Here is a 14,806-nt window from a genome sequence, read left to right as displayed (position 1 = left end):
CACTCAGAGGCCCGCATTCGAGGGGTCGCAGAGCTTTGGAGTGAAGCGGATCCATATGGGCAAGTCGCGAGCGGGCTCACTTGTAGCCAAGGTCACGCAAGAGCTGCGTTCATCGATCGCGTCAGGCGATTTCGCGGCAGGGTCGAAGCTTCCGCCCGAGAATGAGCTCAGTGCACGGTTTGAGGTCTCGCGGCCCACGGTCCGCGCAGCTATCCGCGAGCTCGCCGTGCTCGGTCTGGTACAGACGACTCACGGGGTGGGCACGTTCGTCGTGGACAAGCCGACGGTGCGCACGGGGCTCGAGCGTTTGAGCTCCATCACCGAATCGATCCGCGCGACGGGGCGCAATCCCGAAGTCGTCTTCGCGAGCCGGCTCATCCGTGAGGTCCTGCCCGAAGAGGCCGACCGGATGGACGTGCCCGGAGACACGTCAGTACTGGAGATCCGCCGCACCATACTGGCGGACGGCGAGGTTCTGGCCTACTCCTACGACTTGGTTCCCGCGAGTTTGCTGCCAGAGGAGTTCGATGTTGACGACGTCGACGGATCGCTGTTCCACTTTGCACGCGAGACGTTGAATCGAGCGCCCACCACCGCGGTGGCAGAACTGCACGCCGTGGAATCCGGTTACGTCGGATGGGGTCCGGGTGCGACGTCTCATCGACTCTTCCTCTTGCTGAGCCAGATGCACAGGGATTCCTCGGGAGAACTCGTCCTGTACTCCCGCACATACTTCATCGAAGGCCGCTACGCCTTCTTCGTCGTCCGCAGCATCTGAGGTCGTTCCTCCCGCGTGGCGGGGAGCTGAGCGTGCGGCGGGTGTCGCTCGCGCGCACGTGCGCGCGAGCTATCTGTCCGCCGTCCTCCCAAGCACCCTCATGATGGTTGCTATTCGGGAGTTGACATTGGTCCAGGTGGTAACCCATAGTTATGCGTGTTGATAACGAGTTGTAAGTCAACATGATCATCACTGGAGATGGAATGCGAACAATCGACTGGGTGGACGGCGCGATCGAGATCATCGATCAGAACCTCTTGCCGACTACGGTGACCACTCGCCTGCTGGAGACACCCGCGTCTGTCATCGAGGCGATTCAGGCCCTCGCGGTGCGCGGCGCACCCGCGCTCGGCGTCGCAGGGGCGATGGGAGTGGCGCAGCTCGCTGACCAGTGTGCAGACCCGCAGTCCGTTCGCCGTCTGGCCGCAGAGCTTCGCGAAGCCCGTCCAACGGCGGTCAACCTCTCCTGGGGTGTCGACCGTGCTCTGTCGAAGCTCTCCGACGGAGCGGAAGCCGTCCTTGAGGAGGCTCTGCGAATCAGGGACGAGGACATCGCCGCTTGCACGGACATGGGACGCAACGGCGCTGATCTCCTGCGCGAGCTGGTTCCCTACGCGAAGCTGCGCGTCATGACGATCTGCAACACCGGAGGCCTCGCCGCTGTCGAGCGCGGCACGGCGCTCGGCGTCATCCAGACCGTTCACGAGCAGGGCTGGCTCGAGGAGGTCATCCCCTTGGAAACCAGACCGCTGCTCCAGGGCTCCCGCCTCACTGCCTGGGAGCTCTCGCGTATGGGCGCACCGTTCAAACTCACGATCGACTCTGCGGGTCCATTCCTGCTCAGCCGCGGGAAGGCGGACGCCGTGCTGATTGGGGCCGACCGTATCGTCGCCAACGGAGACACGGCCAACAAGATCGGCTCGTTCTCGCTGGCGCTGGCCGCGAAGCACGCCGGCATTCCCTTCATCGTTGTCGCCCCTGAGTCGACGATCGACACGGCCACCGCATCGGGCGCAGAGATCGAGATCGAAGATCGCGGGTCGGACGAGGTCACCCACTGGGGCACCAGGCAGACCGCTCCCGTGGGAACGCAGACGCTGAACCCGGCTTTCGACGTCACTCCCCATCACCTGATCACCGCGATCGTCACGGAGAGCCGTGTCGTGCGCTTCGATCGCGGTGATTCTCTCGACACTTCACAGATCGGATAAGGGCTCATGCGCAGCATCATCATCGACACCGACACAGGGGTCGACGACGCACTGGCACTACTGGTACTGCTCAGCCGTGCTGATATCGACGTCGTCGCGGTGACCAGCAGTTTCGGAAACTGCTCGGTGCACGACGCGGCATCGAACGCACGGTACATCCTGGAGCTCACGAACCGGGCGGACGTGCCGGTCGCCATCGGACGTGCTGCGGGCGACGACCAGCAGTACGCCGACTTCGTGCACGGGTCAGACGGCCTCGGTGAACTTGGACTCACACCGGAGAACGCGGCGTTCTCTGCGGAGCCGGCAAGCGAACAGATCCTGCGCATCGCTCATGAGCGGCCGGGCGAGGTCGAGTTGCTGACGCTTGGCTGCGTGCGCAATGTCGCTGATGCCCTGCGCGTGGACCCCACGGTTCTCACGCGCTTCAGATCTGTCGTGATCATGGGCGGCATGGGCGCTCGCAGGCAGGCGGCCTCGGGCGTGGCTGGGTATCAGAACTATCTGGCCGTGGGCGATCCGAATATGAACAGCGATGCGGAGGCGGCCGAGATCGTCTCACGCGCCGAGGGTCCGATCACCTGGGTGGGAATGGATATCGGGGGCACGTTCCTCGTCCCCTATGCGCTGCTCGAAGAACATGCGCGAAACGGCTCACCGCAGGCACGATTCATCCATGACGCCACCGCGTTCTACTCGGACTTCGTCACGCGTTCCTACGGTCTGGGTGATCGAGCCTTCACGGTGTGGGATTCGATCGCCGCCGCCGTCTTCCTCGACCCGGCCCTCATCCGCAGGGTCGAGCGCCTGCCGGCCGCCGTGCACTGGGACGAGTCGGGCCGCGCCTCCGTCTGGGGGGACCCTGCGGCTGCCCACGGCACAGCGCACACGTTCGTATCCGACGTGGATCGCGATGCCGTGCGACGCCTCATCGTGGGCGCACTGATCCACGACTTCGCCACAATTCCAGGGAGAGACAATGCGTGATCTCAGAGCCGACGACGTGATCGAGATGCTGGGCCTCGAGCGCCTTCCCGTAGAAGGGGGGATGTTCCGCAGCACGTTCGAGAACGCGTACTCGGGCGCGATCTACTACCTCACCTCCGGCGACGACGTCTCTGCATTGCACGCGCTCGATTCCGCGGAGATCTGGCACTGGTACGGCGGAGCCGCGCTGCAGATGCTCGTGCTGCACCCCGACGGCACCGTCGAGCAACCGGTGCTGGGCATGGACCTGCGCTCCGGTCAGCGTCCGCAGTTCGTCGCGCCTGCCGGGTGCTGGCAGGGGGTGTCCTCCCTCGGAGACTGGACCCTGGTGGGAACGACTCTGGCCCCGCAGTACACGCCCGAGGGATTCCACATCGGATGCCGGGTCCCTCTTCAAACCGCCTACCCGGAGGTGGCCGGGCGCATCGAGTACCTGACGCCGGGCTGCGAACTGCAGGAGATCTCGAACGGGACGATCTGCGTGTCGCATGAACAGGAGGCGTGAGATGACACTGTCGAACCCAAGAGTGGGACTCGATGGCGACGGCAGCGCGCTGCTGTCCGAGATCGCGAGAGCCTCCCGTGCGATCGGTCGCGACAGCCGACTGGTTCTGCATGGGGGCGGTAACTCATCGGTGAAGCTCACGTGGACAGACGTCACCGGGGAGGAGATCCCCGCGCTGCTTGTCAAGGGCAGCGGCCACGATATGGCAACCATCTCCCCGGACGGATTCACGCCATTGCGGCTCGACCGCCTCCGCCGTCTGCTTCCCCCGACCGAACTGGCGGCCAACGATCTCGCCAGGGAACTCACGATGGCGTGCCTCGACCCGGAAGCCCCTCCGGCATCGGTGGAGTCCCTGGTCCACGCACTTCTGCCGCATGTGGCCGTGCTGCATTCCCACTCGGATGCGATCCTCACGCTCACGAACTCCGCTGACGGCAAGCGTCTCGTGCAGGAGGCGCTGGGAGGCAGAGTCATCGTCGTCGATTACACGATGCCCGGACCCGTCGCGGCGGCTGCGTGTCTTGACGCCTGGAACGCGCACGCCTCGCAGCGGGCTGAGGCCTGGGGGCTGGTCATTGTGAACCACGGTCTGTTCACGGTGGGCGATACCCCGCAACAGGCGCTGGAACGTCACGTCGAACTCGTCGAGATCGCCGATCGCTACATCGCGGAGCGCCATCGGCCAGCGGATGCGCCTGTGCATCAGGCGGCGAGCAGCATCGCGGACCGTGCGCGACTGCGGCAGCAGCTCAGCGACTTCGCCGGCCGACCCATGATCGTGCGAAACGTCCGGGACGACCAGGCCGCGAACCTGCTGGCATCCGACAGTCTGATGGCCGCGGTCTCCCGGGGGCCGATCACGCCCGACCATGTCATCCTCACCGGATACCGACCCCTGCGCGGACGCGACGTCGCGCAGTACGCAGCCGATTACGACAGCTACCACGCGCAGCACTCGCAAGGCACGCAGACTCCGGCGCACGACCCAGCACCCCGCGTGATCGTCGACGCAGAATTGGGACTGCTCACCGCAGGGCGCACCGGATCCGAAGCGCAGGCCGCGCAGGACATCTACCTGCACACGGTCGACGTCGTCGCCGCCGCCGAGGATCTCGGCGGCTACCAGCCGATCGATGCGCAGCACGTCTTCGAGCTGGAGCACTGGTCTGCGGAGCGGGACAAGCTGGCGAGAGCGCTTCGGAACAAGCCTCTTGCCGGTCGCATCGCGCTGGTCACGGGTGCGGCATCGGGGATCGGACGTGCGATAGCGGCAGAGATGCTCGATGCCGGCGCCTGCGTGGTCGGGTGGGACATCGACCCGCAGATCGTGGATGCATTCGACGGCCCCGAGTGGCTGGGCATTCAGGTGGATGTCACCAGTGGCGACGAGCAGCGCGCCGCGATCGAGCAGGTGGTCCGCGCATTCGGCGGGCTGGACATTCTGGTGGTCTCCGCCGGAATCTTCCCGCCCTCGCAGCAGTTGGCAGAACTCGACATGAACGCGTGGCGGCGTGCCATGGACATCAACGTGAACTCGGTCGCCGACCTCTTCGCGATCACTCAGCCTCTGCTCGCCCTCGCGCCAGGCGGTGGCCGGGTCGTGGTGGTCGCCTCCAAGAACGTCAGGGCGCCGGGGCCGGGAGCCGCCGCATACTCGGCATCGAAGTCCGCTCTGGTTCAACTGTCCCGTGTCGCCGCCCTGGAATGGGCGGCCAGCGGAATCAGGGTGAATATGATCCATCCGGATGCCGTCTTCGATACGGCCCTGTGGACTCCGGAACTGCTGGCAAAACGGGCGCACCACTACGGCATGAGCGTTGACGAGTACAAGCGTCGAAATCTCCTGCGTGTAGAAGTGACCAGCTCGGGGGTCGCCAGACTCGCACGCGCCATGGTCGACGACACCTTCGCGTGCACCACCGGTGCTCAGGTCCCCATCGACGGCGGGAACGAACGTGTCATCTGAGCCGATGACCGAACACAGGGAGGCGAGGACGTGAAGTACGCATCGACGGAGAACCCCGAGTACCGCAACGGGGAATGGGGCCCCGCATACCTCGTCAACGGCTCGAGCAGCGATATCGGAGTCCTGATGCTGCGTCCGGGAGATGAGGTGGAGAACCATTTCCATAATCACTGCGATGAGACATTCATCGCCCTCGAAGGCGAATGCACGCTGTGGATCGAGAGAGCGTACAGACACACCATGCGCACTGGTGACGTCTACCGCTGCGAGCCGGGCGAGCACCACTATCTGATCAATGAGACCGGGAGCGCGTTCCGACTCCTCTTCATCAAGTCGCCGTCCAGTCCGGGCGACACCCACGCTGAACCGTGGAACCCTCGCGAGTCGGCATCCGGCAGCACTGCCTGATAGCTCATCGCTCGCACGCACCAACCCCATCCCGAACGAAGGAAATCATCATGGCTGATCTCGAAGGAAACATCTCCGCGAAGGACTACGGCATCGGCATCGCTCAGGAGACCCCTGCCCTGGCGGTCAAGGGAGCGACGCAACTGGACTACGGTATGCAGCACAGGCTGTCTCGCATCTTCCGTCCGGACGGGAAGACCGTCATGCTCGCGTTCGACCACGGCTACTTTCAGGGCCCGACCTCCGGCCTGGAGCGCGTCGACCTGAACATCGTTCCCCTGGCGCCACACGCGGATGCGCTCATGGCCACGCGCGGAATCCTCCGCTCCGTTGTGCCTGCATCCAACCGCAACGCGCTCGTGGTGCGCGCCTCCGGCGGACCGTCCATTCTGAAGGACCTCTCAAATGAGCGACTGGCGATGGGTATGGAGGATGCGGCCCGCATCGACGCGGCCGCCGTCGCGGTTCAAGTATTCGTCGGAAGTGAGCACGAGACCCAGTCGATCGAGAACCTCACCACCCTCGTCGACGACGGGCTGCGGATCGGCATCCCTGTTCTCGGCGTGACCGCCGTCGGCAAGGAACTGGTGCGCGATTCTCGCTACCTGGGCCTCGCGACGCGAATCATCGCAGAACTGGGCGCCCAGCTCGTGAAGACGTACTTCTGTGACGAAGGATTCGAAGAGGTCACCGCCGGGTGCCCGGTGCCGGTGATCATGGCCGGCGGTAAGAAGCTGCCGGCGATCGATGCCCTCACGATGGCCTACAAGGCCCTCGATCAGGGAGCCGCCGGCGTGGACATGGGCCGCAACATCTTCCAGCGTGAAGCGCCGGAGGCCATGATGCTCGCCGTGCAGTCGATCGTCCACGCGAACGCGACCCCGGAGGATGCCCACCGGCAGTACCTAGACCTTTCGGACGGCGCCTCGGACTGACCGACGCGACGTTCGCATACCTTCGCCGATCCTCGCGGTGCTGCGCAGTGCGAGCGCCCCGAGGGCCGGCGAGCAGCGCCACCACGCAGTAAACCCCACATGAATACAAAGGAGTTGACATGAAGATCTCGCGATTCAGCACTGTCGCGGCCGCGGCTGCGCTCGTTGTGACCTTGAGTGCTTGCACCGGACCCGCCGAAACCCCTAGCGGAACGGATGACGGCGCCTCGGGCGAAATCTCCGTCGCACACGTTGTGCCGGGCGCCCTTGGAGACCAGGGCTTCTTCGACGACGCGCAGTCCGGTATGGACAAGCTGGAAGGTGATGGTCACGAGACCAACACCCTCCAGGCTGACGGGAACAACCCCGCTCAGTGGAAGGCCAATCTGCAGTCTGTCTCCACTGGCGAGTGGGATGTCATCGTCACGGGCACATTCAGCATGTTCGACATCCTCACCGAGGATGCGCCCAAATTCCCGGACCAGCACTACATCCTGTACGACGCCGTTGTCGACGCGCCCAACGTCGCTTCCATCACGTATATGCAGAACGAGGGCTCTTTCCTCGCAGGAGTTCTCGCGGCGCTCGCAACGACCGAGACCGACGCGTTCCCGCTTTCCGAGGGCAGCAAGAAAGTCGGACTCGTCGGTGGACAGGACGTCGCCATCATCAATGACTTCGTGGTCGGTTTCGAAGCGGGCGTCGAGGCCGTCGATCCCACCATCGAGGTCTTGGTGAGCTACGTCGGCTCGTTCACGGATTCGGCGAAGGGATACGACCAGGCCAAGGCGATGTACGACCAGGGTGCCGACGTCGTATACGTTCCATCGGGCGGATCGGCGATCGGTTCGCTGCAGGCGGCGAAGGACTCGAACAAGTACGCGATCGGTGTGAACATCAACCAGAACGACCTTCAGCCCGGACACGTGCTCGGTTCGATGCTCAAGAACGCGGGCGGAACCATCGTGACGGCGATCGCGCAGGCCCAAGAGGGCACGCTCAAATACGGTGAGGCGACATCCTTCGGCTTGGCGAACGATGGCGTCGGATTGACCTTCGAGGGCAACGGCGATCTCGTGCCGCAGTCGATCATCGACCAGATCGAGAAGTACAAGCAGGAGGTCGTCGACGGGTCCATCGCGGTCCCCACGACGCTGGGCTGATTCTCGCGGGTGGGTGGGGACAGCAGTCCGCACCCACCCGTTCCACAGACCTAACGCACGAAGGAACCGATATGAGTGCTCGCATCCTTGAGCTCAGGAACATCACGAAGACGTTCGGATCGAAAACGGCCAACGAGGACGTCTCGCTCACGATCACGGCGGGGCGGGTGCACGCGATCGTAGGCGAGAACGGTGCAGGCAAGACGACGTTGATGAACATGATCTCCGGAAATCTCCAGCCCGACTCGGGAACGATCATCTTCGATGGCGAGCCGGTGGTGATGAACGATCCCAACCGTGCTAACTCGCTCGGCATCGGGATGGTGCACCAGCACTTCAAGCTCGTCTCCTCGCTCTCGGTCGCGTCGAACGTGTTCCTGGGCAGGGAGCTCCGCAACAGGCTGGGCCGACTGAGTCAGCGTGCCATGGAGAAGAAGGTCGAAGAACTGGCCACCCGCTTCGGGCTGCAGATTAACCCGCAGGACACAATTCAGGACCTTTCCGTCGGACAGCGCCAGCGCGTGGAGATCATCAAGGCGCTCTCGCACGACACCAGAGTTCTTATCCTTGATGAGCCGACGGCGGTGCTCACTCCGGCCGAGACGGAGGAGATGTTCGTCGTGGTCCGCCAATTGGCGGCACAAGGATGTGCTGTCGTCTTCATCTCTCACAAGCTCGGCGAAGTACTCTCGATCGCTGACGAGATCAGCGTCATCCGCGACGGTCGAGTCGTGGACACCCGGCCTGCGCAAGGACTGAGCCAGACCGACATCGCTCGGCTGATGGTCGGGCGAGAGGTGCTCCTGCGGGTGCAGCACACTCCGCCGAACCCCACCGGCGAGGCGCTTCGCATCGAGGGCTTGTACGCGATCGATCAGCGGGGCGCGATCGTCGTGAACGATCTCTCCCTGAGCGTGCGCCGTGGGGAGATCGTGGGAATCGCCGGAGTCGAGGGCAACGGACAGACGGAGCTCGCCGCAGCCATCGCCGGCATGTACAATCCGCCCCGGGGCACGGTGACCTTCGCGGGCAAGGAAATGACCCGTGCGTCGGTCGCACAGCGGCGGGCGAATGGATTCGCCTACATCCCCGAGGATCGTCACGACGAGGGCGCGGCCCCGACATTGAGCGTTGCGGAGAACGCGGTCAGCACTCACCTGCACGCGCCGATCGCACGTTTCGGGTGGCTCTCGATGAAAGCGATGCGGGACTTCGCTCGCACGCTGATCGCGAAGTTCGACATTCGGGGAGCGACGACCGAGACTCCCGTGGCCACCCTGTCCGGCGGCAACATGCAGAAGGTGATCATCGCCCGAGAGTTCGCATCGGAGCCGCAGCTGCTGCTCGTCTCCCAGCCCACGCGCGGTGTCGACGTCGGAGCGATGGAGTTCGTGCACAACTCGATCCTGCGAGCGCGGGATGGGGGTGCGGGAGTGCTGCTGCTCTCGGCAGATCTGAACGAGGTGATGAGCCTCTCGGATCGTCTGCTGGTGATCTATCGAGGGGGGATCGTCGCAGAGTTCACCCAGGAGAACATGTCGGAGGTGGCCGTCGGTTTGGCTATGGCGGGAATCGCGCCGACCCCCGATTCACTGGCTCAGGCGGAGCTCGAACACGCACGACGCGCTGCGGAACTCGCCGCCACTGGGGCGACGCTAGCGGAGCCCGAACAGCCCAGCGCCGACATCGTCCTGGAGGAGGTCAAGACGACGAGCATTCTCGCTCCTCAATCCGTTACGGCAACGGCGCGCCAGGTGCTCAGGACTCCGGTTCCGAGCAGGCTGACTGAGCTCGGGACCGCGCTCGTCAAAGGCGCCACACAGCCCATCGGTGCGCTTCTCGCCGCGCTCGTCCTCGGTGCCGTGATCATCCTCCTGATCGGACAGAACCCGATCGCGGCGTACTGGGAGCTCTTCACCTCCGGTTGGCGGACGCCTTTCGGAATGGCGAGCATCATCGCCACGTTCATCCCGCTCGCCATCATGGCGGCGGGTACGATCATCTCCTTCCGTGCGGGCTTCTTCAACATCGGTGGCGAAGGACAGCTCTACTTCGGCGCATTCTTCGGCGCGTTCGCGGGATTCGCGATCACCGGGCTGCCTCCGATGCTCCACATGCTGCTCATCCTGGTGGTCGGAGCTCTGGCCGGTGCCGCATGGGGCTTCGTCCCCGGTGCGCTCTATGCCTTCTGGCGGGTCGACATCATCGTCGCGACGCTGCTGCTCTCCGAGATCGCGAAGCTCATCACTCACTTCTTCGTGACGGGCCCCTTCAAGGACCCCGAAGGCGGCATCGTGGCCTCGCCCAAGATTCCTCAGGAGTCCCGGCTCACGATGTTCGACTCGATGTACGGCTTCGGGCCGGATCTGATCATCGGGATCGTGATCGCCATCGGGCTCGCGCTAGTGCTCACGCGAAGCATCTGGGGGCTGAAAGTCAAGCAGATGGGCGAGATGAACAGGTTTGCGCAGTACACCGGTGTGTCCACGCGCGCGATGTCGATGCAGGTGCTCATGCTCTCGGGCGCTGCAGCGGGTTTCGCCGGTGCGCTGTATGTCATCGGTCCGAACGGCGGACGCTTCATCCAGCAGTTTTCCCCGGGATTCGCCTTCCTCGCGATCACTGTCGCGCTGCTGGCGCGACTGAATCCTTGGGCGTCGCTCATCGCGGCCCTGTTCTACGCGACGATGATGGCCGGAGGCACGGGCATCCAATCCGTGGGTGTCCCGCTCCCCGTAGTCAATGTCCTGCAGGGCATCATCATCATCGCGATCACCGCCACTTTCGTCGTCCGGCTTCCGGGGCGGAGAAAGCGGCTCTCACTCACGGAACCGGTGCACTCCAGCAAGGCGGAATCACGATGAACGACATCCTCGCGCAGGTCCTCACCGCGGGCACCCTCGCGGTGATCCTCATGAAGACCGCTCCGATCCTGCTGGCGGCGGTCGGCGGAGCCTTCACACAGATGGGGAACATCCTCAACATCGGCCTCGAAGGCATGATGCTCGTCGGCGCCTTCACCGCGGTAGCGGTCGGTGCGTTCTCGGGTCCCTGGATCGGCATCCTGGCGGCGATGGGGGCGGCCGGCCTGCTGGCGCTGATATTCGCGATCGCGGCTCTCGTCTTCAAGGCGGACTTCATCGTCGTCGGCATCGGCATCAACCTTCTGGCCCTGGGAATCACCGTGCTGCTTCTGATCGTGCTCTACGGCAACGCTGGAGTCACGCCCGGAGACGTCAAAGCGTTTCTTCCGAAGATCGACCTGGGCCCGATCGGGCAGATACCCGTGATCGGCGCCGCGTTGAACAACCAGACCATCCTCGTCTGGCTGGCCTTCCTGTGCGTGCCCCTGTACGCCTATGTGCTCTACCGAACCCGGTACGGTGTGCACCTGCGGGCGGTCGGCGAGGACGAGCCCGCCGCGGTCGCCGCGGGTATCAACGTGTTCAATGTTAAGTTCATCGCCATCCTGCTGTCCGGACTGCTGTGCGGCCTTGCCGGTGCCCAACTTGCCATGGCGACCGTCGGATCCTTCACCGCCAACATGACGTCGTCGCGCGGGTTCATCGCTCTCGCTGCGCTGACCTTCGGGCTGGGTCGGCCGTATCGCACGCTCATCGCCTGCGCCATCTTCGGTGCTGCCGATGCGCTGGCGGACAGGCTGGTTCTCGGCGGGGTCAACTCCTCGCTGGCTCTGACCACCCCGTATGTCATCACGATCGTGGCGCTCGTCGTCGTGGCCGTGCGCGTGAAAGCCGCGTTTAACGCCCGCGCGAAGCGCGCCCTGAAGTTCGCCGGCGTGTGAGTCGCCGCCCGTCTATTGAATCCTTAGGAGAAATGCTGTGGTCACGAAACTCATCATCGACTGCGACCCAGGTGTCGACGACACGATGGCGCTCATGTACGCGGCGCTCCACCCGGACATAGAGCTGCTCGCCGTCGGCACGGTGTGGGGGAACGTGGATGTGGTCACGGGAACGCGCAATGCGCTGCATACTCTGCAGATGGTCGGGGCGGCCGACGTCCCCGTCGCACAGGGCGCCGCCGGCCCGATGGTCGGAGCCGAGCCCGAGTTCGCCGGCTACGTGCACGGAGAGGACGGGCAGGGCAACGCTTACGACGGTGCACCGGTGTACGACGTGGCTCCGATCGGGGCCGCGCAGCAGATCGTCGAGATAGCGCGCCGTCATCCGGGAGAAGTCCGGTTGGTCGCCGTCGGGCCGCTGACCAACCTCGCCGCGGCGCTCGTGCTCGAGCCGGATCTGCCGTCGCTGGTCGACGGTGTCTCGATCATGGGTGGTGCCGCGCTCGCACCCGGAAACGCCACTTCTGTGGCCGAGGCGAACATCTGGCACGATGCCGAGGCGGCCGCTGCGGTCTTCCGTGCCAAGTGGGACATCATCATGGTGGGCCTCGACGTCACTATGAAGGTCCTAATAACTCCCGAGCGACGTGCCGTGCTCGACAACGGCGGCAGCGCCGGTCGATACTTGTCGACCATAATGCAGTTCTACGGTGACTTCTGTGCAGCCACTGCATTCGGCACCTGGAATGCGACCATGCACGATACGCTCGCCGTCGCGGCTGCGGCCGGGACGCTCATCGTTCGAGAGGCCCCGGTCGTCAATGTCGAGGTCGACTACTCGGGCGGGCCCTCGCATGGCTCGACGCTGTGCGACTTGCGAGGCCGATACATGGGTTTTCCTTCGCAGGAGGGAGCGCATTGCACGGTGCTGCTCGACATCGACGACTCGATCGCCGACGATGTCGTGGCGATCATCAGCGAGTACAGAGGTGCCGCGGAGAAACGATCGCGGGCGCAGGCCGGACACAGTGACTAACGGTCCATCCTCGACGAGGGACATACGCGCGGCCCAGGTCCATGCATCTGACAGACCCGATCATGGATGCAGTGCCAAAGAGGCAATAGCCTCGCGCTTTCGGCTCGTCGACCTAGACTCCGCTGGCAGGGCAGAAGATCTCAATTCAATCGCTGGTACCGTTTGCGGACGAGGCGATGATACGTTGCGAGTCGCTATCCGCTGGACTGCATAACCGATAGGCTTCCCACCTGTGCCGAGACGATGCACTTGGCCAAATAGGTCGGGGTTCCGTTGATCTCTGCGGTCTGAGTCAGTATCAGAACGGGTTCGCTAGCCTTCATTCCAAGCTGTCGACCTCGCGTTTGCCCGACCACGTTGGCGGCGATATGACATACGGCTCCATTGAAGATCGGGCCGAGCCGATCGAGCACGGACTTGAGGACGGTCGCGTCAGCCTCTGCCGCTTCGGGCAGGAAGCGCGCGAATTCTTCGCTTACATCGCTCAGGCCCCGCCCCGCGGGCAGGTACTCCTGCACGATCGCGAGGGGGTTACTGCTGACGCTGACGAGGCTCTCACGAAACCAGATGTTCGCCTCGGAGTCGAGATGCAAGTAGGTTGAGGCGAAATCTGTCGCCTGCTGCAGAGTGAACTCAATGCCCCTCACCGACAGTGCCGAATTGGGTTCAGCGAGGACTTCCTCGAAAGGTCGCAGTTCCTCGAGGCCGACCCGGGGGATCGAATCAGTGACGAATCGGCCGATGCCACGCTTGGTGACGATGAGCCCGTCCTCCTCGAGAAGCATCAGCGCCTCTCGCACCACCGTTCGACTCACGCCGAGCGAGACAGCCAACTCCGTCTCTCGCGGCAATGCCTCACCGAGCCGGAAGGTGTTCGTTCGGATGCCTTCCGCAATGCGTGAGTACACGGCGATGCGTAGTGGCTGTCCAGGGGGGGTCAGCAGCGGACTATCCAAGAAACTGGTCTTCGTCGCTCTCACATTGCTCTCCTTCGGACCAGCGGAAGACATCAACCACGAAGGAATTTTCGTGCACGCATCGAACCCAAGAGGTATGACACCAGTCAACGACTATATCCCTGCGCCCGAAGGGATCGAATCGCCTGGCTACAACTCCAGTCGTACGGCGGTCTCGAGTGCAGCTTCGATGCTGCGCATCCAGCCGTCCTTGAGCTGATCCTTCACGCCGTCGTACAAGCTGGTTCCGTCGAACAAGTTGCTCGACGCTGCGCAGATCATGCCGGCGCGAACCCCGCGCAGCCGGGCCACCACGTAAAGTGCCGAGCTCTCCATCTCCACATTCAGAATGCCAAGCTTATTCAATTGGTCGATCCACTCGGGTCCTTCCGCGTAGAACGCGTCGTCGCTGACGTTGAGCCCCGAATAGGCTTCGGTGTCCGTGCCAGCAACGAGCTCGCGAGCGACCTTCTTCAGCGTCTGTTGCAATCTCGAGGTCTGGCACGGCAGGGAAACCAGCATGAGCGTACGCGGCCGTCGTACCATCGTTGCGCAGCGTGCCTTCGCTGACCAAGAGGTCCCCCGGCTTGATCCCGCTTTGCAGGCCAGCCGACGAACCGACACGGATGAACGACGTGACGCCAACACGGATGAGCTCCTCGACCGCGATCGCGGTCGAGGGACAGCCCATACCCGTCGATGTCGCGGTGATCGAACGGCCCTTATAGGTTCCGACCATGGTCATGTGCTCGCGTTGGTGGGCGACGGTCTTGACGTCGGTCAAGAACTCGGCGACTAGCGGCACCCGGAACGGGTCGCCGGGCAGCAGTGCCACGCTCGACACCTCCCCAGGGGCGATTCCTATGTGGTACTGACGCTCGCCTATGCCTGACGTGTCTTTGTCAACAGCTGAAAAACTGCTCATCTTGGCTCCCTGAGTACTGCGGAACGATACGGGTATGACATTATACCTCTTGAGGGAGCAACGCAATTGTCCCAGTCGTGCACTGAAGTTGACGAACTCGTACGAATGTGGTTGTGTGCATGTACATG

General features: G+C 63.8%; 12 protein-coding genes and 1 pseudogene. 11 read left to right on the top strand and 2 right to left on the bottom strand.

Annotated features, from left to right (window positions below; translation table 11 throughout):
• Positions 1–55 precede the first annotated feature (55 nt).
• The 11 genes from QF046_RS08660 (at position 56) to QF046_RS08610 (ending at position 12,797) form a co-directional block, all read left to right on the top strand.
• Positions 56–778, top strand: coding sequence for a GntR family transcriptional regulator (locus QF046_RS08660; RefSeq protein ID WP_307368545.1), 723 nt, complete (start codon positions 56–58; stop codon positions 776–778).
• 203 nt (positions 779–981) lie between these two features.
• Positions 982–1,989: an S-methyl-5-thioribose-1-phosphate isomerase gene (gene mtnA / locus QF046_RS08655; RefSeq protein WP_307368541.1), complete on the top strand. Its 1,008-nt coding sequence runs from the start codon at positions 982–984 to the stop codon at positions 1,987–1,989.
• Between the two features lie 6 nt (positions 1,990–1,995).
• Positions 1,996–2,976: a nucleoside hydrolase gene (locus tag QF046_RS08650; RefSeq protein ID WP_307368538.1), complete on the top strand. Its 981-nt coding sequence runs from the start codon at positions 1,996–1,998 to the stop codon at positions 2,974–2,976.
• Complete coding sequence (locus QF046_RS08645; protein WP_307368534.1) at positions 2,969–3,481, top strand: cupin domain-containing protein; 513 nt, start codon at positions 2,969–2,971, stop codon at positions 3,479–3,481. Before QF046_RS08650 ends, QF046_RS08645 begins: the two co-directional genes overlap by 8 nt.
• A 1-nt stretch (position 3,482) precedes the next feature.
• Positions 3,483–5,450 (top strand): SDR family oxidoreductase, encoded by a 1,968-nt coding sequence (locus QF046_RS08640; RefSeq protein WP_307368531.1) that lies wholly within the window; start codon positions 3,483–3,485, stop codon positions 5,448–5,450.
• A gap of 30 nt (positions 5,451–5,480) precedes the next feature.
• Positions 5,481–5,858: a cupin domain-containing protein gene (locus tag QF046_RS08635; RefSeq protein WP_307368528.1), complete on the top strand. Its 378-nt coding sequence runs from the start codon at positions 5,481–5,483 to the stop codon at positions 5,856–5,858.
• A 50-nt stretch (positions 5,859–5,908) separates the two neighbouring features.
• Positions 5,909–6,793, top strand: a complete 885-nt coding sequence (gene lsrF / locus QF046_RS08630; protein ID WP_307368526.1) for a 3-hydroxy-5-phosphonooxypentane-2,4-dione thiolase — start codon at positions 5,909–5,911, stop codon at positions 6,791–6,793.
• 119 nt (positions 6,794–6,912) lie between these two features.
• Positions 6,913–7,956, top strand: coding sequence for a BMP family protein (locus QF046_RS08625; protein WP_307368522.1), 1,044 nt, complete (start codon positions 6,913–6,915; stop codon positions 7,954–7,956).
• A gap of 71 nt (positions 7,957–8,027) precedes the next feature.
• On the top strand, positions 8,028–10,820 hold the full coding sequence (locus QF046_RS08620; protein ID WP_307368517.1) for an ATP-binding cassette domain-containing protein: 2,793 nt from the start codon (positions 8,028–8,030) through the stop codon (positions 10,818–10,820).
• Complete coding sequence (locus QF046_RS08615; RefSeq protein WP_307368514.1) at positions 10,817–11,761, top strand: ABC transporter permease; 945 nt, start codon at positions 10,817–10,819, stop codon at positions 11,759–11,761. Before QF046_RS08620 ends, QF046_RS08615 begins: the two co-directional genes overlap by 4 nt.
• A gap of 37 nt (positions 11,762–11,798) precedes the next feature.
• The gene (locus tag QF046_RS08610) at positions 11,799–12,797 is read left to right on the top strand and encodes a nucleoside hydrolase (RefSeq protein ID WP_307368510.1); all 999 of its coding nucleotides are present in this window, start codon (positions 11,799–11,801) and stop codon (positions 12,795–12,797) included.
• A 194-nt stretch (positions 12,798–12,991) separates the two neighbouring features.
• Here the strand turns inward: QF046_RS08610 and QF046_RS08605 are convergent, their stop codons facing one another.
• Together QF046_RS08605 and QF046_RS18290 are read right to left on the bottom strand one after the other, a co-directional pair.
• A complete protein-coding gene (locus tag QF046_RS08605; protein ID WP_307368507.1) occupies positions 12,992–13,777 on the bottom strand; it encodes a GntR family transcriptional regulator in 786 nt (261 codons plus the stop codon).
• A 126-nt stretch (positions 13,778–13,903) separates the two neighbouring features.
• Positions 13,904–14,678 (bottom strand): annotated as a pseudogene (locus QF046_RS18290) (nucleoside phosphorylase).
• Between the last annotated feature and the right edge of the window lie 128 nt (positions 14,679–14,806).

Origin of the sequence: Microbacterium sp. W4I4 (assembly GCF_030816235.1) — a bacterium.
GTDB lineage: Bacteria > Actinomycetota > Actinomycetes > Actinomycetales > Microbacteriaceae > Microbacterium.
The sequence above is the reverse complement of the archived record's forward strand: the minus strand, read 5'-3'. Positions and strand labels throughout refer to the sequence as shown.